Origin of the sequence: Shinella pollutisoli (genome assembly GCF_024609765.1) — a bacterium.
Lineage (GTDB): Bacteria > Pseudomonadota > Alphaproteobacteria > Rhizobiales > Rhizobiaceae > Shinella > Shinella pollutisoli.
This window is the reverse complement of the sequence record NZ_JANFDG010000010.1, coordinates 38,246-58,829: the sequence shown is the minus strand read 5'-3', so window position 1 is coordinate 58,829 and position 20,584 is coordinate 38,246. Positions and strand designations below refer to the sequence as shown.

The 20,584-nt window shown below is 69.2% G+C and carries 18 protein-coding genes; 9 read left to right on the top strand and 9 right to left on the bottom strand.

Translation table 11 applies throughout. The features are described 5' to 3' along the window. The first annotated feature begins 15 nt into the window (after positions 1-15). From NNZ72_RS10180 to galE, 3 genes are all read left to right on the top strand, one after another. Complete coding sequence (locus NNZ72_RS10180; protein ID WP_257315193.1) at positions 16-2,130, top strand: cellulose synthase; 2,115 nt, start codon at positions 16-18, stop codon at positions 2,128-2,130. A 106-nt stretch (positions 2,131-2,236) separates the two neighbouring features. Further along, a complete protein-coding gene (locus NNZ72_RS10175; protein WP_257315192.1) occupies positions 2,237-3,403 on the top strand; it encodes a pyridoxal phosphate-dependent aminotransferase in 1,167 nt (388 codons plus the stop codon). Positions 3,404-3,460: 57 nt separating this feature from the next. Continuing rightward, positions 3,461-4,453 carry a UDP-glucose 4-epimerase GalE gene (galE, locus tag NNZ72_RS10170; protein WP_257315191.1) on the top strand — a complete coding sequence of 331 codons (993 nt, stop codon included), beginning with the start codon at positions 3,461-3,463 and terminating at the stop codon, positions 4,451-4,453. 61 nt (positions 4,454-4,514) lie between these two features. Here galE and NNZ72_RS10165 read toward each other — a convergent pair whose 3' ends face one another. Beyond that, complete coding sequence (locus tag NNZ72_RS10165; RefSeq protein WP_257315190.1) at positions 4,515-4,814, bottom strand: chorismate mutase family protein; 300 nt, start codon at positions 4,812-4,814, stop codon at positions 4,515-4,517. 389 nt (positions 4,815-5,203) lie between these two features. Here NNZ72_RS10165 and NNZ72_RS10160 point away from each other — a divergent pair, with 389 nt between their 5' ends. Then, a complete protein-coding gene (locus NNZ72_RS10160) occupies positions 5,204-5,725 on the top strand; it encodes a transglutaminase-like cysteine peptidase (RefSeq protein ID WP_257315189.1) in 522 nt (173 codons plus the stop codon). Positions 5,726-5,838: 113 nt separating this feature from the next. Here the strand turns inward: NNZ72_RS10160 and NNZ72_RS10155 are convergent, their stop codons facing one another. The 5 genes from NNZ72_RS10155 to NNZ72_RS10135 all read right to left on the bottom strand — a co-directional run bounded on the left by NNZ72_RS10155 (position 5,839) and on the right by NNZ72_RS10135 (position 10,345). Next, complete coding sequence (locus tag NNZ72_RS10155) at positions 5,839-7,008, bottom strand: M20 aminoacylase family protein (RefSeq protein ID WP_257315188.1); 1,170 nt, start codon at positions 7,006-7,008, stop codon at positions 5,839-5,841. Between the two features lies 1 nt (position 7,009). After that, positions 7,010-7,828, bottom strand: coding sequence for an ABC transporter permease (locus tag NNZ72_RS10150; RefSeq protein WP_257315187.1), 819 nt, complete (start codon positions 7,826-7,828; stop codon positions 7,010-7,012). Further along, positions 7,828-8,556 carry an ABC transporter permease gene (locus NNZ72_RS10145; RefSeq protein ID WP_257315186.1) on the bottom strand — a complete coding sequence of 243 codons (729 nt, stop codon included), beginning with the start codon at positions 8,554-8,556 and terminating at the stop codon, positions 7,828-7,830. Before NNZ72_RS10145 ends, NNZ72_RS10150 begins: the two co-directional genes overlap by 1 nt. Positions 8,557-8,760: 204 nt before the next feature. Further along, positions 8,761-9,543, bottom strand: a complete 783-nt coding sequence (locus NNZ72_RS10140; RefSeq protein ID WP_257315185.1) for a transporter substrate-binding domain-containing protein — start codon at positions 9,541-9,543, stop codon at positions 8,761-8,763. Positions 9,544-9,571: 28 nt separating this feature from the next. Then, a complete protein-coding gene (locus tag NNZ72_RS10135; protein ID WP_257315184.1) occupies positions 9,572-10,345 on the bottom strand; it encodes an ABC transporter ATP-binding protein in 774 nt (257 codons plus the stop codon). Between the two features lie 213 nt (positions 10,346-10,558). Here NNZ72_RS10135 and NNZ72_RS10130 point away from each other — a divergent pair, with 213 nt between their 5' ends. The 4 genes from NNZ72_RS10130 to NNZ72_RS10115 are packed head-to-tail and all read left to right on the top strand — an operon-like array spanning position 10,559 to position 14,899. Then, entirely contained in the window at positions 10,559-11,437 is an 879-nt protein-coding gene (locus NNZ72_RS10130) for a dimethylarginine dimethylaminohydrolase family protein (RefSeq protein ID WP_257315183.1), read from the top strand. A gap of 14 nt (positions 11,438-11,451) precedes the next feature. After that, positions 11,452-12,069 carry a TetR family transcriptional regulator C-terminal domain-containing protein gene (locus tag NNZ72_RS10125; RefSeq protein WP_257315182.1) on the top strand — a complete coding sequence of 206 codons (618 nt, stop codon included), beginning with the start codon at positions 11,452-11,454 and terminating at the stop codon, positions 12,067-12,069. A gap of 35 nt (positions 12,070-12,104) precedes the next feature. Next, positions 12,105-13,295 carry a pyridoxal phosphate-dependent aminotransferase gene (locus NNZ72_RS10120; protein ID WP_257315181.1) on the top strand — a complete coding sequence of 397 codons (1,191 nt, stop codon included), beginning with the start codon at positions 12,105-12,107 and terminating at the stop codon, positions 13,293-13,295. Beyond that, the gene (locus tag NNZ72_RS10115; RefSeq protein ID WP_257315180.1) at positions 13,292-14,899 is read left to right on the top strand and encodes a 5-guanidino-2-oxopentanoate decarboxylase; all 1,608 of its coding nucleotides are present in this window, start codon (positions 13,292-13,294) and stop codon (positions 14,897-14,899) included. Before NNZ72_RS10120 ends, NNZ72_RS10115 begins: the two co-directional genes overlap by 4 nt. A 176-nt stretch (positions 14,900-15,075) precedes the next feature. On the opposite strand, the gene mscL is transcribed toward NNZ72_RS10115, so the two are convergent. Continuing rightward, positions 15,076-15,516 (bottom strand): large conductance mechanosensitive channel protein MscL, encoded by a 441-nt coding sequence (mscL, locus tag NNZ72_RS10110; RefSeq protein ID WP_257315179.1) that lies wholly within the window; start codon positions 15,514-15,516, stop codon positions 15,076-15,078. Between the two features lie 171 nt (positions 15,517-15,687). Here mscL and NNZ72_RS10105 point away from each other — a divergent pair, with 171 nt between their 5' ends. Beyond that, on the top strand, positions 15,688-19,203 hold the full coding sequence (locus tag NNZ72_RS10105; RefSeq protein ID WP_371747746.1) for a PAS domain-containing hybrid sensor histidine kinase/response regulator: 3,516 nt from the start codon (positions 15,688-15,690) through the stop codon (positions 19,201-19,203). 161 nt (positions 19,204-19,364) lie between these two features. On the opposite strand, the gene NNZ72_RS10100 is transcribed toward NNZ72_RS10105, so the two are convergent. Beyond that, on the bottom strand, positions 19,365-20,012 hold the full coding sequence (locus tag NNZ72_RS10100; protein ID WP_257315177.1) for a response regulator: 648 nt from the start codon (positions 20,010-20,012) through the stop codon (positions 19,365-19,367). 71 nt (positions 20,013-20,083) lie between these two features. Beyond that, positions 20,084-20,488 carry a hypothetical protein gene (locus NNZ72_RS10095; protein WP_257315176.1) on the bottom strand — a complete coding sequence of 135 codons (405 nt, stop codon included), beginning with the start codon at positions 20,486-20,488 and terminating at the stop codon, positions 20,084-20,086. Between the last annotated feature and the right edge of the window lie 96 nt (positions 20,489-20,584).

The window sequence follows — 20,584 nt, the reverse complement described above, 5'->3', positions numbered from 1 at the left end:
CCGAAGGAATTCGGGATGAAGTCGATCCTGATGGCATTCGCCCTCCTCTCGGCCGGGGCGGCCGGCGTCGCCGGCGTCTCCCTGGGCGTGCCGGAAGGCATGCCCCGGTTCGCCGATCTGCGCGCGTTCGACGGTATAGCCCTCCCCGAGCGCGGCGGACGCGTCGGCACCGCGGCGAAGCGGCCGCGCATGCTGGAGGTGGCGCAGGCGGACGCGGTGCCCGAAGAACGCCGGGCCGGCCCCGTCGTCGACGAGAGTGCGCTGCGCTATTTCGCCGCCCGCGGCGACACGGCGCGGCTCAACGCGGAGATCGCACGCCTGCGGGCGCTCTATCCGACCTGGACGCCGCCGGAGAACCCGCTCGCCATTCCCGAGAACGAGGACAGGGAACTGGAGGCGATGTGGTCGCTCTACAGCCAGTCGCGCCTGGCCGACGTGCGCGCGGCCATCGCCAGGCGGCAGGCGGAGGATCCGCAATGGACCCCGCCCGCCGACCTCGTGGAACGGCTCGACGTGGCGGAGAAGCGGGCGCGCCTGATCGCCGCCTCCAATGCGGGGCAGGACGAGGAGGTGGTGCGCCTCGGCGCCGAGACCCCGAGCCTGCTCACCTGCAGCGACGCCGACGTGCTCTGGCGGGTGGCGGAGTCCTTCGCAAGGACCGACCGCACCCAGCGGGCCAAGGACGCCTATACCTACATGCTCACCAACTGCGCGGACGCGCCGATCCGGCTTGCGACGGTGCAGAAGGCCTCGACCGTGCTCGGCTATGCCGACATGCAGGACGTCCTCGCGCACGAGCGCAGCAATGCCGACGGCACGCGGGAATTCGATCCGATCCGCAACGACCTCGCGCGCCGCTTCGTCGGCGCGGCCGATGCGGATGCGACGATCACCGTGGCGCCCGCCTGGCTCACCATCGTCGAGAAGCTCACCACGACGGAGGGGCTCGCCTCCGACGCCCTGCTGCTCGGCTGGTATCATCTGCGCCGCGACGACAACGCGGCGGCGGAACCCTTCTTCCGCAAGGCGCGGACGATCGAGGACTCCGCCTCGGCCTCGCAGGGGCTCGCCCTGATCCTGCTCGCCCGCAAGATGCCGGCGGAGGCCGAGGCGATCATGTATCCCTGGCGGACGAGCTCCGGCGAGGCGATGAACACCTATCTCGCCGCGACCACCAACCTGCTGGCGCTCGACCCGCCGCAGAGGCTCGACGCCGACGTGCTCGGCCGCATCGCCCGGGTGACGGTCGAGCAGCGCCATCCCGAGACCGCCGAGCAGTTCGGCTGGTATGCGCTTGCCGCGGACCAGCCGGCGACGGCGGAGGAGTGGTTCGACCAGGCGCTGCGCTGGAAGGCGGACTACGAACCGGCCGCCTACGGCCTTGCGGTCGCGCGCCTGCGGCTCGAGGACGGGGCGGGCGTCGCCGCCGTCCAGCGCGCCTGGGCCGGCCGGTCCGAGCGCATCGCCCGGCTCGGCGAGCGCGACGGCGAACGGGACGAGCGGACACGCGCCGCAGCGACGGAAACGCTCCGCAAATCCGATCGCCGCCGGCCCGTGCGGCAGCGGCAGACGGCGGACGAGCCGGCCGCCGTCGTCACCGCCGTGCGGGTATCCGGCAGCGCCGGATGCCGCACCACGCGCAATCCCGCCCGCATGCCGGCGGCGAGCGCGCTTTCGCTCGGCTGGTGCCTGATGGACGTCAACAGGCCGCTGGAAGCCGCGCAGGCCTTCGAGGTGGCCCTTTCGGGAAGCGGCCGGACCCGCAGCGACGCGGCCTACGGCCAGAGCCTCGCCTATCTCAGGGCGGGTCTCACCAGCGACGCCGCCGTGGCGGCGACGCGGGCGGAGCTCGACGGCAGCCGCGCCGCCGAGCTGCAGGCGGCGATCCTCTCCGACCGCGCCGTCGGCAGCTTCCGGGCGAAGCGCTACCGCGAGACCCTGGTCTTCCTCGACCAGCGCACCCGCTACCGGCCGGAGCCCACGGACCTGATGGTGCTGCGCGCCTATTCGCTGAAGAACCTCGGCCGCCGCGCCGACGCGCTGCGGCTGTTCGAGGCGCTGGCCGAGACCGGCAACCGCGAGGCCATCCGCGCCTTCGCCGACATGCGCACCGAGAGCGGCCGGCCGTAGGATCAACAAAATCGATGGAAACGTCAGCAAAACGCGCGTGAACACCCGCACGAAACGGGGTAGAGCTTCCGGCATTCGGAGCAGCAATACCGGCGGAGTGATTTCCATGAGCGTCCTTGCAAGCCTCAGCCCGCGCGCGCTCGGCGCGCCGGAAAGCGGCATCGTCGAGCTGGTCAACTATGCGCGCGGCCGCGAAGGGCTGATCCCGCTCTGGGTCGGCGAAGGCGACCTGCCGACGCCGGACTTCATCGCGCGCGCGGCGAGCGAGGCGCTTCTTGCCGGCGAGACCTTCTACACCTGGCAGCGCGGCATCCCGGAGCTGCGCGCCGCCCTCTCGCGCTACTATGCCCGCCATTTCGGCGCGGTGCTCCCGGCCGAGCACTTCTACGTCGTCGGCTCCGGCATGCAGGCGATCAAGCTCGGGCTGGAGGCGCTGACCTCGCCCGGCGACGACGTCGTCTACCTGACGCCGGCCTGGCCGAACTTCGCCGCCGCGGCCGAGCTCTCCGGCGCCCGCACGATCCCCGTGACGCTCGACTTTTCCGGCGGCCGCTGGCGGCTCGATCTCGACCGGGTGGCGGCGGCGATCACGCCGAAGACCCGCGTCCTCTTCGTCAACACGCCCTCCAACCCGACCGGCTGGACCGCGACGCGCGAGGACCTCTCCGCCCTCATCTCCATCGCCCGCCGGCACGGGCTCTGGATCATGGCCGACGAGATCTATGCGCGCTACCACTATGCCGGCGGCCGGGCGGCGTCCTTCCTCGACGTCATGGAGGAGGGAGACCGGGTCCTCTTCGTCAATTCCTTCTCCAAGAACTGGTCGATGACCGGCTGGCGCGTCGGCTGGATCGTCGCGCCGCCGGAGATGGGCCAGGTGATCGAGAACCTCGTGCAGTATTCCACCTCCGGCGTGCCGCAGTTCCTGCAGCGCGGCGCGGTGGCGGCACTGGACGAGGGCGACGCCTTCGTGCAGGCGAACATCGACAAGGCGGCGAGGAACCGCGACCTCCTCTGCGACGCGCTGATCGCCACCAACCGGGTCGAGACGCTGAAGCCGGACGGCGCGCTCTACGCCTTCCTCAAGATCGACGGCGTCACCGATTCGCGCCTTGCCGCGCTCGACATCGTCGACCGCACCGGCGTCGGGCTCGCGCCCGGCACCGCCTTCGGCCCCGGCGGCGAGCTTTTCATGCGCGCCTGCTTCCTGCGCGACCCGAAGGACGTGGCGGAGGCCGCCGACCGCCTCGCCCGCTACATCGCCGCGCGCTGACGCCGGCCCCGGGAGATGCTATCACGGCGTGCATCGGAGCGATTCGGGGAGCGATAGATGGCGGTTCTCGTCACGGGCGGCGCAGGTTACATCGGCAGCCACATGGTCTGGGCATTGATCGACGCGGGCGAGGAGGTCGTCGTGCTCGACCGGCTCTCCACCGGCTTCCGCTGGGCGGTCGCCCCGGAGGCGCGCTTCTACGAGGGCGACATCGCCGACCGGGCGCTGCTTTCCGCGATTTTCGCCGAGAACCGGATCGACGCCATCGTCCACTTCGCCGGCTCGATCATCGTGCCCGAGTCGGTCGCCGATCCCCTCTCCTACTACGAGAACAACACGGTCAAGTCGCGCGCGCTGATCGCCGCGGCGGTCGAGGCCAAGGTCCCGCATTTCGTCTTCTCCTCGACGGCCGCCGTCTACGGCACGCCGGAAAGCGCCGAACCGGTCACGGAAACGGCGGCGCTGAGGCCGGAGTCGCCCTACGGCACCTCCAAGCTGATGACGGAGATCATGCTGCGCGACACCGCCGCCGCCCATGACTTCACCTATACGGCGCTGCGCTACTTCAACGTCGCCGGCGCCGACCCGCGCGGGCGCACCGGCCAGTCGACGGCGGGCGCCACCCATCTCATCAAGGTGGCGAGCCAGGCGGCCCTCGGCAAGCGCGCCGGTATGGACGTCTACGGCACCGACTACCCGACGCCGGACGGCACCTGCGTGCGCGACTACATCCACGTCACCGACCTCGCCGACGCACACCTGAAGGCGCTACAGCGCATGCGCGCGGGCGGCGGCTCCATCGTCGCCAATTGCGGCTACGGCCGCGGCTTCTCGGTGCTGGAGGTGCTCGATCAGGTGAAGGCGGTCTCCGGCCGCGACTTCCCGGTCAACATCGCCGGCCGGCGGCCGGGCGACGCCGTCTCCATCGTCGCCAATCCCGCCGTCGCCATGCGCGAGTTCGGCTGGACGCCGAAGCACGACGACCTCGCCTTCATCGTGCGCACCGCGCTCGACTGGGAAGACCACCTCGGCAAGCGCAACATGCTGTGAGGCCTTATTCTTCTACGCAGTTCCGGACGCAAAGCCGCTACGCACCTTTGCTGGAATTGCTTCACTCCTCGCCGAGCAGCTTCTTCTCGTGCGCGATGGCGTAGCGGATCAGCCGCGCCCACAGATCGTCGTAGAAATCGCCGTCGAGGCCGTGGGCGGCCGCATTCGCCCGCGCGTTGTCGCGCACCTGGCGGACGCGCTCCGGCACGTCGGCGGGAAGGCCGAGGCCGGCCTTGATCTCCGCGGCGCGGCCGATGAAGCTCCAGCGCTCGGCGAAGAGCGCCATCAGCTCGCGATCGACCCGGTCGATGTTTTCCCGGATATCCACCATCGTCGTGCATTCGGCCGCCGTCTTCGCCATTCCGGTCTCCTTCTTTTGCGGGAGGGGATAGCAGAGGATCGGCCGGGGGGAAAGGCACCTGTCGTCGCAGGTTTCCGGGCGATCGGGGCCACATGCAGGCCCGGGGGTCGGGCGGAAGGAGGGTGCGGTCCTGTCTTCCGCCTTCGGGCCTGCATGCTGGCCGAGGCGGAACCTAGGCAAGCAAGCTGGCGCGAGGCTGGCCAGATCACGCTGCGTCAGGTGCGTCACCTTTTCATAAAATACGCCCTCCTTTCGCGCCTTATTTTCAGAAAATCCGCCCGATCCGTAAAATTCTACGCATCGGCTTAAGCGGCCTGCAAATCCGGCCGGGTATGGTGAGGTCACAAGAGAGCGGACCGTCCGCCGGATCGGAAGCAGGGACCATCGAAATGCTGAAGTTCGCACGCATCGTCATGCTCGCCGCAGCAAGCCTCGGCCTCACCGCCGCAGCCGCCCATGCCGTGATGCTCGGCTCGGCGAGCCGCACCGCCGGCATCGCCATCGCCGTCAGGGCCGAGGCGGTCTCGCAGGACCGGCAGGCGACACATATGGCGCCGGCCTTCTCCCCGTGGCTCTACCTGACGCTCACCATCGTCAACCAGCTCGTCAACGAGAAACCCGCCGCACGGCCGCAGCTTCGCGCCTACCGGCCGGCCGGCCTGATGCCGATCGAAGGCGAGGCCGCCGCCCGCGCCAAGCGCGACCGCCTCATCCATCACGGCCTGCCCGCCAACGCCCTGCGCCTTGCGCCGCGCGAGGACGACGCCGGGCGCCGCATGGTGCTGGTGGTGGAGACGAGCGCCGGCGACTTCGTGCTCGACAGCCTGAGCAGCCGGGTCGCGAAGGAAGCGCTGGACGAGAGCCACACGGCGTCGGTTCCGCTGAAGCTGCCGGAGCTGCGCGTCCGCTGATCCGGAGTCCTTCGTGCAATTCGCGGCAGGCAAAGCCGCTCTTGCCCTCGTCCTTTCGGTGCGATGTCCCCGCACGCCGCAGGAACTCCGGTTCCTGCGGCTTTTCCTTTTCGTCAGGCGGCGCGCAGGTAGTGCTCGGCGAGCTCCGTCCAGAAGGCGGCACCGATCGGCAGGAGATCGTCGTTGAAATCGTAGGCCGGATGGTGCAGCGAGCGATCGTTGCCGCCGCGGCTGCCGCCGAGGAAGAAATAGCTGCCGGGCCGCGCCTTCAGCATATAGGCGAAATCCTCGCTGCCCATGAAGGGGCGGGCAAGATCGACCACCTTGTCGGCGCCGGCGAAGCGGACGGCGAGATCGCGCAGGAGGTCGGTCTCGGCCTTGTGGTTGATCGTCGCGTCGTAGCTGCGCTCGTAGGCGACCGTGGCGCTCATGCCGTAGCTTTCGGCCTGACGGGCGGCGATCAGGCGGATGCGGGCCTCCAGCTCGTCGCGCACCTTCGGATCGAAGGAGCGGATGCCGACGGTGATCTCGGCGCGCTCGGGGATGATGTTGCTCGCCGAGCCGGCATGGAAGGCGCCGACCGTCACCACCGTCGGGTCGAGCGGATGGATGTTGCGCGAGACGATGGTCTGCAGCGCCATGACGATGGAAGCGCCGGCGACGACGGGATCGGCCGTCTCCTGCGGCTCCGCGCCGTGGCCGCCGCGGCCATTGACGGTGATGCGCGCCTCGTCGACGGCGGCCATGATCGGCCCCTCGCGCAGCGCGAACTGGCCGAAGGGCAGGCCCGGCTCGTTGTGAAGCGCGAAGACCGCGTCGCAGGGAAACCGTTCGAACAGTCCCTCCTCCACCATGATCCTCGCGCCGCCGAAATTCTCCTCGGCCGGCTGGAAGATCAGGTGCACGGTGCCGTCGAAATTGCGCCGCTCGGCGATCGCCTTCGCCGCCGCGAGCAGCATCGTCGTATGGCCGTCGTGGCCGCAGGCGTGCATCCGGCCGGGATTGCGGCTTGCGTATTCGAGGCCGGTCTCCTCCTCGATCGGCAGCGCGTCCATGTCGGCGCGGATGCCGATGGCGCGACGGCTCGTGCCGTTTGCCAGCGTGGCGACGAGGCCGGTCTTCGCAAGTCCCCGCGTCACCGTGTAGCCGTAGCCTTCGAGATGGCGCGCCACGAGGTCCGAGGTGCGGAATTCCTCCAGGCCGAGCTCCGGATGGGCATGCAGGTCGCGGCGGATCGCCACCATCTCCGGCAGGACGTTGCGCAGCGTGTCTTGAACGGTCATGTCAGGCACCACGTGTCGGTATGTGGTTCTCGAACCAGCGGAAGCCCACCACCAGGATGGCGGTGAGGCAGAGATAGATGAGCGCGAGCAGGAGCAGCGGCTCGTAGGTGATGAAGGTCTCCTGCCGCACCTTGGAGATGACGGAATAGACGTCGATCACGGTGATGGTGGCGACGAGCGGCGTCGCCTTGAGCTGCAGCACCGTCTCGCCCGTCAGCGTCGGCAGCGCGCGATGCACCGCGCGCGGCAGCCAGATGCGGCGGAAGGCGGTGAACGGGCTCATGCCGTAGGCGCGCGCCGCCTCCAGCTCGCCCTTCGGCACGCCGGCGAAGGCGCCGCGCATCACCTCGCCCTCGTAGGCGGCAAACGAGATCGTCAGCGCCGCCACGCCATAGGGCCAGGCCTCGCGCAGGTAGGGCCAGAGGAAGGAATTGCGGATCTCCGGGAACTGCGGGAAGAGCGAGCCGAGCCCGTAGTAGAGCAGCCAGAGCTGGAGCAGCAGCGGCGTGCCGCGGATGATGGTGCAGAAGCCGCGCGCCAGCATCTTCAGCGGCCACGGCCCCGTCACCTGCACGAGGCCGATCGGCACGGCGAGGAGGAAGCCGAGGATCGACGTGCTCGCGAGCATCAGCAGCGTAACGCCGATGCCGTAGGCGAGCCGCCCCGAATATTTCGGCACCCAGTCCCAGCGCATGAACCAGACGACGGAAAAGACGATCAGGGCCGCAAGGACGATCAGCACGATGCGGTGCGGCTTGAAGAAGCTTCTCTTCGACGGCAGTTCGGTGAGCGCGAGCGCGGAGACGGTCTGGTCGCTCATCAGGCGGGCTCCGCCATGCCGCGCCGGTAGCGGCGCTCGATCAGGCCGATCAGCACGTTCGAGACGAGGGTCAGGAGGAGGTAGAGCACGCCCGCCGCACAGAAGAACAGGAGATAGGCCTTGGTGCTGCCCGCCGCCTGGCGCGTCACCAGCGTCAGCTCGCTGAAGCCGACGACGGCGAGCAGCGCGGTGTCCTTGGTGGCGATCAGCCAGAGGTTGGAGAGGCCGGGGATGGCATGCGGCAGCATGGCCGGAATCGTGATGCGGCGCATGATCTGGCCGGGCGACATGCCGTAGGCGCGCGCCGCCTCGATCTGGCCGGCAGGCACCGCCTTGATCGCGCCGCGCAGCACCTCGGTCGAATAGGCCCCCTGCACGACGCCGATGACGAAGATGCCGGCGGCAAGACCGCTGACGTCGACGGTGCCGTAGCCGAGGGCGGCGGAGAGCTGGTTCAGGAGGTCGGTGCCCGCGTAGTAGAGGATGAGGATCAGCACGAGCTCCGGCACGGCGCGCACCAGCGTCGTGTAGACTTCCAGCAGGTCCCTGGCGACCGGGCCGCCGTAGAGCTTGCCCATCGCGCCGCCGGTGCCGAGCGCCAGCCCGAGCGCGTAACCGCCGACGGCGATCTGGACGGACTGCCAGAGGCCGGCGAGCAGCACGCCGCCCCAGCCGGGCGGCGACAGCGCGAGCAGGCTCCAGTTGATCAGCGATCCGGCGTCGGCCATGGGGTTTCGTCCGTTTCAGGGGAGCGGCCGGCGGTTCGAACCCCCGGCCATGTCAGTCCGGCAAACCCCCTCATCCGCCTGCCGGCACCTTCTCCCCGATGGGGAGAAGGAGATTTGCGGCCTCGCCGAACTTCCCTTCTCCCCCTCGGGGAGAAGGTGGCCCGAAGGGTCGGATGAGGGGGAAGCCGCAACGCGCACCGGCGATCAGCCGCCGTAGATGTCGAAGTCGAAGTACTTCTTCGAGAACTCGTCGTAGGTGCCGTTCGCGCGGATCGCCTTGATCGCGGCGTTGACCTTGTCCTTGAGCTCGGTGTCGCCCTTGCGCAGGCCGACGCCGACGCCGGCGCCGAGGATGTCGACGTCATCCTTGACGTTGCCCTTCATCTCGCAGCAGGCCGCGCCCTGCTCGGTCTTGAGGAAATCGTTGAGGGCGATCGAGTCGGCCTGCACCGCGTCGATGCGGCCGGCGGCGAGGTCGTTGTTGGCCTCGTCCTGCGTCTGGTATTCCTTCACCGTCGCGCCGGCCTCGCCGAAATACTTGTTGGCATAGACCTGGTGGACGGTGGCGACCTGCACGCCGATGGTCTTGCCGGCGAGCCCCTCCGGCGTCGCCTCGAAGTCGACGCCCTTCGGACCGATCACGGCGGTCGGCGTGTTGTAGTACTTGTCGGAGAAGTCGATGGTCTGGAGACGCTCGGCGGTGATCGACATGGAGCCGACGATCATGTCGATCTTGTTGGAGGTGAGCGCCGGGATGATGCCGTCCCAGGCGACCGGGGTGACGACGCAGTCGAGCTTCGCCTCGGCGCAGATGGCCTTCATGAAGTCGACCTCCCAGCCCTCCCAGTTGCCCGAGGCGTCCGGCGAGGTGAAGGGCGGATAGGGCTCGGCGGCGAAGCCGACGCGGACCTGCTGGGCGGCCGCGCCGGAAACGGCGGCAAGCCCGAGCGCCGCGGCAAGGGCGAATGTCTTCAAGGCAGTCTTCATGATCTTCCCTCTGTCTGTTCTTGTTGCTTCAGTGGATGGAGCTGATGAATTTCCTCAACCGCTCCGATTTCGGCCTTTCGAAGATGTCTTCCGGCGGACCCTGCTCCTCGATCACGCCGCCCGCCAGGAAGACGACATGGCTCGCCACGTTGCGGGCGAACTTCATCTCGTGGGTGACGAGGATCATGGTGCGCCGCTCGCGGGCGAGGTCGCCGATGACGGTGAGAACCTCGCCGACCAGCTCCGGGTCGAGCGCCGAGGTCGGCTCGTCGAACAGCATGACATGCGGCTGGATCGCGAGCGCCCGGGCGATCGCGGCGCGCTGCTGCTGGCCGCCGGAGAGGAAGGCGGGATAGGCGTCGCGCTTCTCGTAGAGGCCGACGCGGCGCAGCAGCGTCTCCGCCCGCTCGACCGCCTCGTCCTTCCTGACGCCGAGCACGTGGACGGGCGCCTCGATGACGTTTTCGAGGATGGTCATGTGCTGCCAGAGGTTGAAGCTCTGGAACACCATGCCGAGGCGGGAGCGCAGGCGCTGCACCTGCCTGCGGTCGGCCGGCACCTGCCCGCCGTGGCCGTCCGCCTTCATGGCGATGGTCTCGCCGTGGATCGTCACGGAGCCGGCCGAGGGCAGCTCCAGCATGTTGATGCAGCGCAGGAACGTGGACTTGCCGGAGCCGGAGCCGCCGATGATGGCGATCACATCCCCCTCCTGCGCCGTCAGCGACACGCCTTTCAGGACCTCGAGCGGCCCGAAGCGCTTGTGGAGGTCCCTGACGGCGATGGCCTCGGCGCGTTCCGTCATCGCCGACATACCTTGAGCGCACGGAAAATCGCTGCATGGGACATGCCAAACTTCCCCTGTTCTTATCGTTCACGCGGGCATCTTCGGCCCGTCGTGTCCTTCCCAGTCGTCGCATCGTGGCACTTGTGGAGAAATTGTTCAAGCGTATAATAGCCGCGTCGGCGATTTTCCGGCACGCCCGCCGCAGACCCTTCCATCCACGAGGAGCATCGAATGACCGCATACGGTTCGCAGGAAATGTCGGCCCCCCTTCTGCGCGTGCTGATGCGCCGGCCGGGCGAGAGCCTCAGGGCCGCCGACCCCGCGAAATGGCACTACGGCCCGACCTTCGACGGCGCGCGCGCGGTCGGCCAGTATGCCGCCTTCGCCGATCTCGTGGAGAAGTCCGGCGCGGAAATCCTCTGGCTGGAGGACGAGGGCGACGGCCTTGCCGACGCCATGTTCACGCACGACCCGTCGCTGATGAGCGAGCACGGGGCGATCCTGCTGCGCATGGGCAAGCCGCTGCGCACCGGCGAGCCGGCGCTGCACGAGAAGGCCTATGCCGAGCGGCAGATCCCGATCCTCGGCCGCGTCGAGGCACCCGGCACGGTGGAGGGCGGCGACTGCATCTGGCTCGATGCGAAGACGCTCGTCGTCGGCCGCGGCGTGCGCACCAACCAGGCGGGCATCGACCAGCTTGCCGCGATCCTCGGGCCCCACGGCGTTTCGGTGATCGCCTACGACCTGCCGCTCTGGCAGGGCGAGGAGGCCTGCCTGCACCTGATGAGCGTGATGAGCCCGCTTGCCGACGACCTCGCGCTGGTCTTCGCGCCGCTGCTGCCGGCCGCCTTCTACCAGCTGCTCAAGGCGCGCGGCATCCGGCTGATCGAGGCGCCGGCCGACGAGTTCCACGCCAGCAACGGCCTGTCGCTCAACGTGCTGCCGACCCGGCCTTACGAGGTGATCATGGTCGAGGGCTTCCCGGCGACGAAGGCGGCGATGGAGGCTGCCGGCTGCACGGTCGAGACGTTCGAGGCGGATGCGCTCTGCATCGCCTGCGAGGGCGGGCCGACCTGCCTGACGCGGCCGGTGCTGCGCCGCGCCGCCTGAACCACGGAGGGAAGATGACCCGCCGGACCTTCCATCGCGCCCCCGAGGGCGAGCGCCGCCACGATCTCATCGAGGCGACGCTGGACTGCATCGCCGAATACGGCCTGGAGGGCGCGACGGTGCGGCAGATCGCCCTCAAAGCCGGCGTGACGGCGGGCCTCATCCGGCACTATTTCCAGTCGAAGGAGCATATCCTGCAGGAGGCCTACCGGGTGGTCATCGCCCGGCTGACGGAAAAGGCCGAGCGGGTGACGGGCGATCCGGAGACGCGACTCTACGACTTCATCGTCATCAACCTGACGGAGCCGGTCGCCAACAGCCGCAGCCTCTCGCTCTGGGCCTCCTTCATCAGCCGCGTCAGCGTCGACCCGGCGCTGGCGGCGATCCACCGCGAGGGCTATCTCAACTTCCGCGATACGCTGGAGGCGCTTCTGGCCGACTTCCTCGCCGCGCGCGGCGCGGACGCCTCGCCCGAACGCTGCCGGCAGCTCGCCATCGCCATCAACGGCCTGCTCGACGGGCTGTGGCTCGAAAGCTGCCTTGCCGGCGAGTTGTTCGGCGAGAGCGAAATCGTCGGGATCGCGCTCGCCTCGATCGAGGCGCTTCTCGGCATCCGGTTCACCCGCCGGTGAAACAAGAACGAACGGACATCACGCGGAGGACGGCCATGCGCTACGCATCCATCACAGACCGGCTCGCGAGCCTCGGCTCGGAGAAATGGGCGATCCATGCCGCCGCGCGGCGCATGAAGGACGAGGGGGCGCCCGTCATAGAGCTCACCATCGGCGAGCCCGATGTCGCCCCGGACACCCGCCTCCTCGACGAGGCCGAGCGCGCCATGCGGGCCGGCCGGCACCGCTATTCCAACGGGCGCGGCGAGCCCGCCGTGGTCGACGCCCTCGTGCGCAAGTACCGCAAGCGCCGGGCCGACGTGGCGCAAGAGAACGTGCTGTGCTTTCCCGGCACGCAGACGGCGCTCTTCGCCGTCATGCTCGGGCTCGTCGAGGCGGGCGACGCCGTGCTCGTCGGCGACCCGCTCTACGCCACCTACGAGGGCGTGATCCGCGCGACCGGCGCAGAGCGCGTCGCCGTGCCGCTGCGTCCGGAACACGGCTTCCACATGCAGGCGGCCGACCTCGAAGCGGCGATCACGCCGGACTGCCGGGTGCTGCTCCTCAACACGCCGCACAACCCGACCGGGGCGGTGCTGACGGCCGAGGAGATCGCCGCGATCGGCGCGGTCTGCCGCCGGCACGACCTCTGGATCGTCTGCGACGAGGTCTACGAGCAGCTCGTCTTCGACGTCGCCTTCGCCTCGCCCTTCGACGATCCCGACCTCGCCGAACGCACGATCGTCGTCTCCTCGATCTCCAAGTCGCATGCCGCACCCGGCTTCCGCAGCGGCTGGGCGGTCGGGCCGGCGGAATTCTGCACGCGGCTGCTTTCCGTCTCCGAGACCATGCTGTTCGGCGGCCAGCCCTTCATCGCCGACATGACGGCCTATGCGCTCGACAACGCCATCCCGACGGCGGCGGCGATGCGCGAGGCCTACAGGCGCCGCGCCGCGCGCTTCGCCGAGGCGCTTTCACGCGCGCCGGGCCTCGTGCCTTTGTCGCCGGAGGCCGGCATGTTCATCGTCGTCGACGTCTCCGGCACCGGCATGAGCGGCGAGGACTTCGCCTGGGCGCTTCTGCAGGAGGAGGCCGTCGCCGTCATGCCGGGCTCGTCCTTCGGCGAGGAGGCGGCAAGCTTCATCCGCCTCAGCCTGACGGTGCCCGACGACGCCATCGACGAGGCCTGCCGGCGCATCGCCGCGCTCGCCGCCCGATCCACCCTGCCGAAGGAGCGCCGCGCATGAGCACGAAGACCGTCGGAGAAGTCCTGATCGACCTGCTCGAAGCCAACGGCGTCGAAGTGGTGTTCGGCATCCCGGGCGTGCATACGGTGGAGCTCTACCGGGGGCTTTCCGCCTCGAAGATCCGCCACGTCACGCCGCGCCACGAGCAGGGCGCCGGCTTCATGGCGGACGGCTATGCCCGCGTCTCCGGCAAGCCGGGCGTGGCGCTGGTCATCACCGGGCCGGGGCTCACCAACACGATCACCGCCATGGCGCAGGCGCGGCAGGATTCGATCCCGATGCTGGTGATCTCCGGCGTCAACCGGCGCGATTCGCTCGGCCACGGCCGCGGCATGCTGCACGAGCTGCCGGACCAGCAGGGCATGATCAAGACGCTGGCGCTCTACTCGCACACGCTGCTCAACCCCGCCGACCTGCCGGCCGTCGTCGACCGCGCCTTCGCCGTTCTCCTCTCCGGCCGGCCCGGCCCGGTGCATATCGAGATCCCGACCGATGTGATGGCGGCCCAGATCGAGGCCGGGCCCTTCCGCCCCGCCGCCGCGACGCGGCCGCGGGCCGACGCCGAGACGCTGCAGCGCGCGGCGATCCTCTGCGCCCATGCGAGCCGCCCGGTCATCCTCGCCGGCGGCGGCGCGGTGACGGCGGAGGACGAGATCCGCGCGCTCGCCGAGCGCATCGGCGCGCCGGTCGTCACAACGATCAACGCGCGCGGCCTCCTCGCCGGCCATCCGCTGTCCGTGCCCGCGAGCCCCAGCCTCAAGGCCGTGCGGCGGCTGCTGTCCGACGCCGACCTCGTCGTCGCCTTCGGCACCGAGATGGGGCCGACGGACTACGACATCAACGTCGACGGCGGCCTGCCGCGGCTGAAATCGCTGATCCGCATCGACATCGACGCCGCACAGCTCTCGCGCCGGCCGCATGCCGGCCTCGCCATCCTCTCCAGCGCCAAGACGGCGGCCGCCGGCATCGTCGGCTTCCTCGGCGACGACGTGCGGCCGACGGACGGCGCACGTCGCGCCGAGACCGCGCGCAAGGGCGCATGGAGCGAGCTGACGCCGAAGATGCATGTCGAGATCGGCGTGGTCGAGGCGATCTACCGCACGCTGCCCAAGGCCATCGTCGTCGGCGATTCGACGCAGGCCGTCTACGCCGCCAACTACTATTGCGAGGCGCCCCGGCCGCGAAGCTGGTTCAACGCGGCGACCGGCTACGGCACGCTCGGCTATGCGCCGCCGGCGGCGATCGGCGCGGCCCTGGCAGAGCCGGACGCGACCGTCGTCTGCCTCGTCGGCGACGGCGGCTTCCAGTTCACCCTGCCGGAGATCGGCACGGCGGCGGACGCCGCTGCCCGCGTCGTCTTCCTCGTCTGGAACAACGACGGCTTCCAGGAGATCGAGAACTTCATGATCGACGCCGGCATCGTGCCGGTGGGCGTCAAGCCGTCGGCGCCGGACTTCATCGCCGTCGCCGCAGCCTACGGCCTGCCGGCAGAACGGCTCGCCGACGTCGCCGATCTGCCGGCAGCCCTCGAAAGGGCGGCCGCGCGCGACGGCCCGAGCCTGATCGAGATCCACCAGACGAGGACGGCCGGCGCGACGACCTGAGACGGAGGCGGCCTGCGGTGTTTCGCAAGCCCCTCATCCCTCTGCCGCGACCTCTCCCCGCGAGCGGGGAGGAGGGGCGTGCCGCGCTGGTTTCCCCCGATTCGCCGCGACTGCCTTCTCCCCACCTGCAGGGAGAAGGTGCCGGCAGGCGGATGAAGGGCAGAGCCTGCGGCCGCTCAGACGGCGGGGCGCGTCTTCAGCAGGTCGCGGATCTCGGTGAGGAGCTGGACGTCCTCCGCCGGCGGGGCGGCTTCCGGCACGCCGGCGGCCTTCTCGCGCTCGACGGAGGCGCGCACGCGGTTCACGCCCTTCACCATCAGGAAGATGATCCAGGCGAGGATCAGGAAGTTGATGAGGACGGTGATGAAATTGCCGTAGGCGAAGACCGCGCCCTGTTCGCGCGCGGCGGCAAGCGAGGAGGCCGTGACGTTGCTCGACAGCGCGATGAAGTAGTTGGAGAAGTCGAAGCCGCCACCCGTCAGGGCGCCGATGATGGGCATGACGAGATCGTTGACGACCGAATCGACGATCTTGTTGAAGGCCGCACCGATGATGACGCCCACGGCGAGGTCCATGACGTTGCCGCGGGCGATGAATTCCTTGAATTCGTTGAGCATGAGAGGCTCCCTGTTGCTGCCAGACCGCTTGACCCTAATCAAGTTTCCCGCTTCGGGAAACAGCGAATATGCGCACCCGGCAAACTTGCGCGCCGCCCGGCTCAAGCCCGACCTTCGGCGCAATTTGCTTCCCCGCCGCTTTGGCCTATGGTGGTCCGGAACGCCTGACGCCTGCGGGAGGAAGCATTGCCGGGCTCGTTGATATTCGCGCTTGCGCTCGGCTATCTGCTCCTGCTCTTCGCGGTGGCGAGCTACGGCGACCGCATGGCGCGAAGCGGCCCGGCCGCGACGAAGGGACGGCCGGTCGTCTATGCGCTGAGCCTTGCGATCTACTGCACCTCCTGGACCTATTTCGGCGGCGTGGGGCTCGCCACCACCAACGGCCTCGAGTTCGCCGGCATCTATATCGGGCCGATCCTGATGTTCACGCTCGGCATGCCGCTCATGCGGCGCATCGTGACGCTGGCGAAATCCGAACGGCTGACCTCGATCGCCGACTTCATCGCCGCCCGCTACGGCAAGAACCCCGGCGTCGCGGCCCTCGTCGCCCTCATCTCGCTGATCGGCGCCATTCCCTATATCGCGCTCCAGCTCAAGGCCGTGTCGAATTCCGTCGCGGCGATGGTGGATACGACCGGCTTCGGCATCGCCGCCTCCGGCGGGCTGATCGACCTGCCGATGGTCGTCACCCTCTTCCTCGCCTGCTTCGCCATCGTCTTCGGCACGCGCCACACCGACGCGACCGAGCACCAGGACGGCCTGATCCTGGCGATCTCGATGGAATCGCTCGTCAAGCTGGTGGCCTTCGCCTCGGTCGGCATCTACGTCGTCTTCTTCCTGTTCGACGGGACCGGCGATCTCTGGCGGCGCGCGGCGGAAAGCGAGCGGGTGATGGCGGCCCTCGGCCACGAGACGCCGGTCGCCCGCTGGGTCCTGCTCATCGTGCTCTCGGCCTTCGCCATCGTCATGCTGCCGCGGCAGTTCCACGTCACCGTGGTCGAGAACCGCACGGAGGGGGAGCTGCGCATGGCCGGCATCCTCTTCCCGCTCTACCTGGTGGCGATCAACCTCTTCGTGCTGCCCGTCGCCATCGGCGGCATGCTGACCTTCAACGGCGAGGGCAATGCCGACCTCTACGTCCTCGCCCTGCCCCTTGCCGGCGACCAGCCGCTGCTCACCATCATCGCCTTCCTCGGCGGCTTTTCCGCCGCCACCGCCATGGTCATCGTCGCCTCGGTGGCGCTTTCCATCATGGTGTCGAACGACATCGTCATCCCCGTCGTGCTGCGCCGCAGCCTGATCGGCGGCGCGGAGCAGCAGGAGGACCTGTCGCGCATGCTGCTCCGCATCCGGCGGCTGGCGATCTTCTTCGTGCTGCTGCTCGGCTACGCCTACTATCGCGCCGCGACCGGCAATTCCGGCCTCGCCTCCATGGGCCTGCTCGCCTTCGCCGCCGTGGCGCAGGTGGCTCCGGCGCTGTTCGGCGGCCTGTTCTGGCGCAATGCCAACGCCCGCGGCGCCATGGCCGGCATGATCTCCGGCTTCGTCGTCTGGGCCTACCTCCTGCTGCTGCCGAGCCTCGGCGTCGCCGACAACGACCACATCACCCGGACGATCCTCGGCTTCATCTTTCCCGGCGTCACGATCTTCACCGGCGCGGATGCCGATCCGCTCGTCAACGCGACGCTGCTCGCCGCCATGGTCAATGTCGGCGCCTATGTCATCGGCTCGCTGACGCGCAACCCGACCTCGCTGGAGCGGCTCCAGGCGGGAACCTTCATCCGCTCCAAGCGCCGCCTCGAGCGCGCCTTCCGCGGGCGCCGCACCAAGGTGACGGTGCGCGACCTGAAATCGACCATCGCCAAGTATCTCGGCGAGGAGCGCATGCAGCGCTCCTTCCACACCTACGAGCGGCAGGCCGGGCGCTGGCTGGAGGACCATGCGCCGGCCGACGCGGCGCTCGTCCACTTCTCCGAGCAGCTCCTCGGCAGCGCCATCGGCTCCTCCTCCGCCCGCCTCGTGCTGTCGCTGGTGCTCCAGCGCATCGACGACACGCCCGCCGACATGGACTGGCTGCTCGATCAGGCGAGCGAGGCGCTGCAATACAACCAGGACCTTCTCCAGACGGCGCTCGGGCAGATGGACCAGGGCATCGCCGTCTTCGACGCGGCCGGCAACCTGACGATCTGGAACCGCCGCTTCCGCCAGCTCCTCGACCTGCCGGAGCATGTCGGCCAGGTCGGCTTCCCGCTGTCCGACATCGTCGACATCCTGGTCGAGCGCGGCGACATCGCCGAGGAGGACCGCAAGGTCACGGTCGAGCGGACGATGACCTTCGACCAGCCCTTCTCGCTGGTGCTCTCCGGCGGCCGGCGCATCGTCGAGGTGCGCACCAACGCCATGCCGGAGAAGGGCTTCGTCTCCACCTACACGGACATCACCGAGCGGGTGGAGGCCGACCGGGCGCTGAAGCGGGCGAACGAGACGCTGGAGATGCGCGTCGCCGAGCGCACCGCCGAGCTCACACGCGTCAACACCGCGCTTGCGGAGGCGCGGGCGGCCGCGGAAGAGGCGAACATCTCCAAGACCCGCTTCTTCGCCGCCGCCGGCCACGACATCCTGCAGCCGCTCAACGCCGCGCGGCTCTATTCCTCCTCGCTGGTCGAGCGGCTCGGCGACACCGAGAATCGCCTGCTGATCCACAACATCGATTCCTCGCTGGAATCGGTGGAGGCGATCCTCGGCGCCGTGCTCGACATATCCCGCCTCGACACCGGGGCGATGAAGCCGCGCGTGCAAACCGTGGCGCTCAAGGACCTTCTGAAGCGCATCGAGACCGATTTCACGCCGATGGCGCGGGCGAAGAACCTCAAGTTCACCGTGCTGCCGAGCTCGCTCGCCATCCGCACCGACCCCAACCTCCTGCGCCGGGTCGTGCAGAACCTCGTCTCCAACGCCATCAAGTACACCAATTCCGGCAAGGTGCTGGTGGGCGTGCGCCGGCAGGGCGGGCAGGCCGTGATCCAGGTGCTCGATTCCGGCATCGGCATCCCGGCCTCGAAGTTCCGCACGGTGTTCAAGGAATTCGCCCGGCTGGACGAGGGCATGCGCACCGCGCCCGGCCTCGGGCTCGGCCTTTCCATCGTCGACCGCATCTCGCGCGTGCTCTCCCATCCGGTCGAGCTGCAATCGGTGCCGGGGCGCGGCACCAGCTTCAAGGTGCGCGTGCCGATCGACGCGGCGGCAAGCCGCCACGTCGCCGACAAGCCGGCGACGAAGCCCGCGAGCGACGAGCCGCTGCGGGGGCTCCGCGTCGTCTGCATCGACAACGAGCCGAAGATCCTCGACGGGATGCGGCTGCTGCTGTCCGGCTGGGGCTGCGCGGTGACGCTCGCTGAGTCCGTCGCAGCCGCCGAAACGCTCGCCGCGACGGAGGGCTTTGCCGCGGATGCGATCATCGCCGACTATCACCTCGACGACGGGACGGGGATCGACGCCATCGCGCGGCTGCGGGAAGCGCTCGGGCGCAAGGTGCCGGCGCTCCTCGTCACCGCCGACCGCACGCCGGAGGTCAGGGCCGTCGCGGAACGGGACGACGTCCTCTTGCAGAACAAGCCGGTGCGCCCGGCCTCCATGCGGGCCTGGCTGACGCAGCTTTCGACGCTGGAGCGCGAGGCGGCGGAATAGAGCGATAAAGAGCGGATGCCGTCCCCCTCATCCGCCCTTCGGGCACCTTCTCCCCGGCGGGGAGAAGGAGAGGAGGCGTCGCCGCACATCCCTTCTCCCCTCGGGGAGAAGGTGCCGGCAGGCGGATGAGGGGGCTTGCGATATCCCCAACCGGGAACGCCTTACGCCGCCGCCTGGGCGCCGCCGATCTTGCCGAGCTGGATGACGGCCTGGGTGCGGCTGTCGACGTTGAGCTTCAAAAGGATCGCCGAGACATGGGCCTTGATGGTCGCCTCGGAGACGCCGAGCTCGTAGGCGATCTGCTTGTTGAGCAGGCCCTCGGCGAGCATGGCGAGCACGCGCGACTGCTGCGGGGTGAGCGTGCGCAGGCGGGCGATGAGATCGGCCACCTCGCTGTCCTGCTCGGGTGCACGCACATAGCCGCCGGGCGTGTAGATGTTGCCGTCGAGCACCGAGCGGATGCCCTCGCGGATGTCCTCGATCGAGGCCGACTTGGAGATGAAGCCCGAGGCGCCGAGATCGAGCGCCCGGCGGATGGTCGACGGATCGTCGCTCGCCGAGACGATGACGACAGGCAGGCTCTGGAACTCCGCCCGCAGCGCGATCAGGCCGGAAAGGCCGCTGACGCCGGGCATGGCGAGGTCGAGCAGCATCAGGTCGGCATTGGGATGAGCGCCCGCCGCCGCCCGCGCCGCCTCGAAATCGCCGGCCTCCACCACGTCGGGCTCTCCCTCCATGCCGAGCACCGCCTGGCGCAGCGCGCCGCGGAACAGCGGATGGTCGTCCGCGATGATGATGGTCGATGGCATGTCGTTTCCTCCCGCATGTCCCGAGAGGGCGGGAACGGCCCGCGGCCAGGCCTGACGCAGGCGCCCCTCCCTCAGGTTTTCTGCGGCATCGCATCCGTTCCGGGCGTGGTCTCCTCCTCACCGCCGTCGAGATTTTTCACGATGCCCATGAACCTTTGCATCATTCTTTCCATGACGCTCATGGTCCGGTCAATCTCTTCGTCGGTCGGAAAGCGCGGTTTTGCGTCCGCCGGGGCGGCCGCCGCGGCCTTTTCCAGGGCTTCGACGCGCATGGTCAGGAGTTCCAGCTCGCGCTCGAAGGCCGCCCGCTCGTCGGCCGCCATGCGGCAGGCGATCTGGCCGTCCTGCTCCCGGCAGAGCGAGATCTCGCCCGTCACCGTATCGAGACGGACGAGGCCGCTTTCCGTCTTTTCCATCCGGTAGCGCCCCTCGCCCTCGGCCGCGGCGGAACCGGCGAGGGCGGCGAAGGCGAGCATCAGCGGCAGGGTATGGATTCGCATGCAAAGTCCTCCAATAATCAGGTTCCGGACAAAAGCCGGTGGACATTCGTCCCCCGTTGCGGCAAGCGGACG

Bases quoted from the DNA above. Each gene is read 5' to 3' on its own strand.
- NNZ72_RS10150 (WP_257315187.1), bottom strand. From the start codon at position 7,828: ATGAGCGACCAGACCGTCTCCGCGCTCGCGCTCACCGAACTGCCGTCG.
- NNZ72_RS10160 (WP_257315189.1), top strand. From the start codon at position 5,204: ATGCTGAAGTTCGCACGCATCGTCATGCTCGCCGCAGCAAGCCTCGGC.
- NNZ72_RS10115 (WP_257315180.1), top strand. From the start codon at position 13,292: ATGAGCACGAAGACCGTCGGAGAAGTCCTGATCGACCTGCTCGAAGCC.
- NNZ72_RS10175 (WP_257315192.1), top strand. From the start codon at position 2,237: ATGAGCGTCCTTGCAAGCCTCAGCCCGCGCGCGCTCGGCGCGCCGGAA.
- mscL (WP_257315179.1), bottom strand. From the start codon at position 15,516: ATGCTCAACGAATTCAAGGAATTCATCGCCCGCGGCAACGTCATGGAC.
- NNZ72_RS10180 (WP_257315193.1), top strand. From the start codon at position 16: ATGAAGTCGATCCTGATGGCATTCGCCCTCCTCTCGGCCGGGGCGGCC.
- NNZ72_RS10095 (WP_257315176.1), bottom strand. From the start codon at position 20,488: ATGCTCGCCTTCGCCGCCCTCGCCGGTTCCGCCGCGGCCGAGGGCGAG.
- NNZ72_RS10165 (WP_257315190.1), bottom strand. From the start codon at position 4,814: ATGGCGAAGACGGCGGCCGAATGCACGACGATGGTGGATATCCGGGAA.
- NNZ72_RS10130 (WP_257315183.1), top strand. From the start codon at position 10,559: ATGACCGCATACGGTTCGCAGGAAATGTCGGCCCCCCTTCTGCGCGTG.
- NNZ72_RS10140 (WP_257315185.1), bottom strand. From the start codon at position 9,543: ATGAAGACTGCCTTGAAGACATTCGCCCTTGCCGCGGCGCTCGGGCTT.
- NNZ72_RS10100 (WP_257315177.1), bottom strand. From the start codon at position 20,012: ATGCCATCGACCATCATCATCGCGGACGACCATCCGCTGTTCCGCGGC.
- NNZ72_RS10125 (WP_257315182.1), top strand. From the start codon at position 11,452: ATGACCCGCCGGACCTTCCATCGCGCCCCCGAGGGCGAGCGCCGCCAC.
- NNZ72_RS10155 (WP_257315188.1), bottom strand. From the start codon at position 7,008: ATGACCGTTCAAGACACGCTGCGCAACGTCCTGCCGGAGATGGTGGCG.
- NNZ72_RS10145 (WP_257315186.1), bottom strand. From the start codon at position 8,556: ATGGCCGACGCCGGATCGCTGATCAACTGGAGCCTGCTCGCGCTGTCG.
- galE (WP_257315191.1), top strand. From the start codon at position 3,461: ATGGCGGTTCTCGTCACGGGCGGCGCAGGTTACATCGGCAGCCACATG.
- NNZ72_RS10135 (WP_257315184.1), bottom strand. From the start codon at position 10,345: ATGACGGAACGCGCCGAGGCCATCGCCGTCAGGGACCTCCACAAGCGC.
- NNZ72_RS10120 (WP_257315181.1), top strand. From the start codon at position 12,105: ATGCGCTACGCATCCATCACAGACCGGCTCGCGAGCCTCGGCTCGGAG.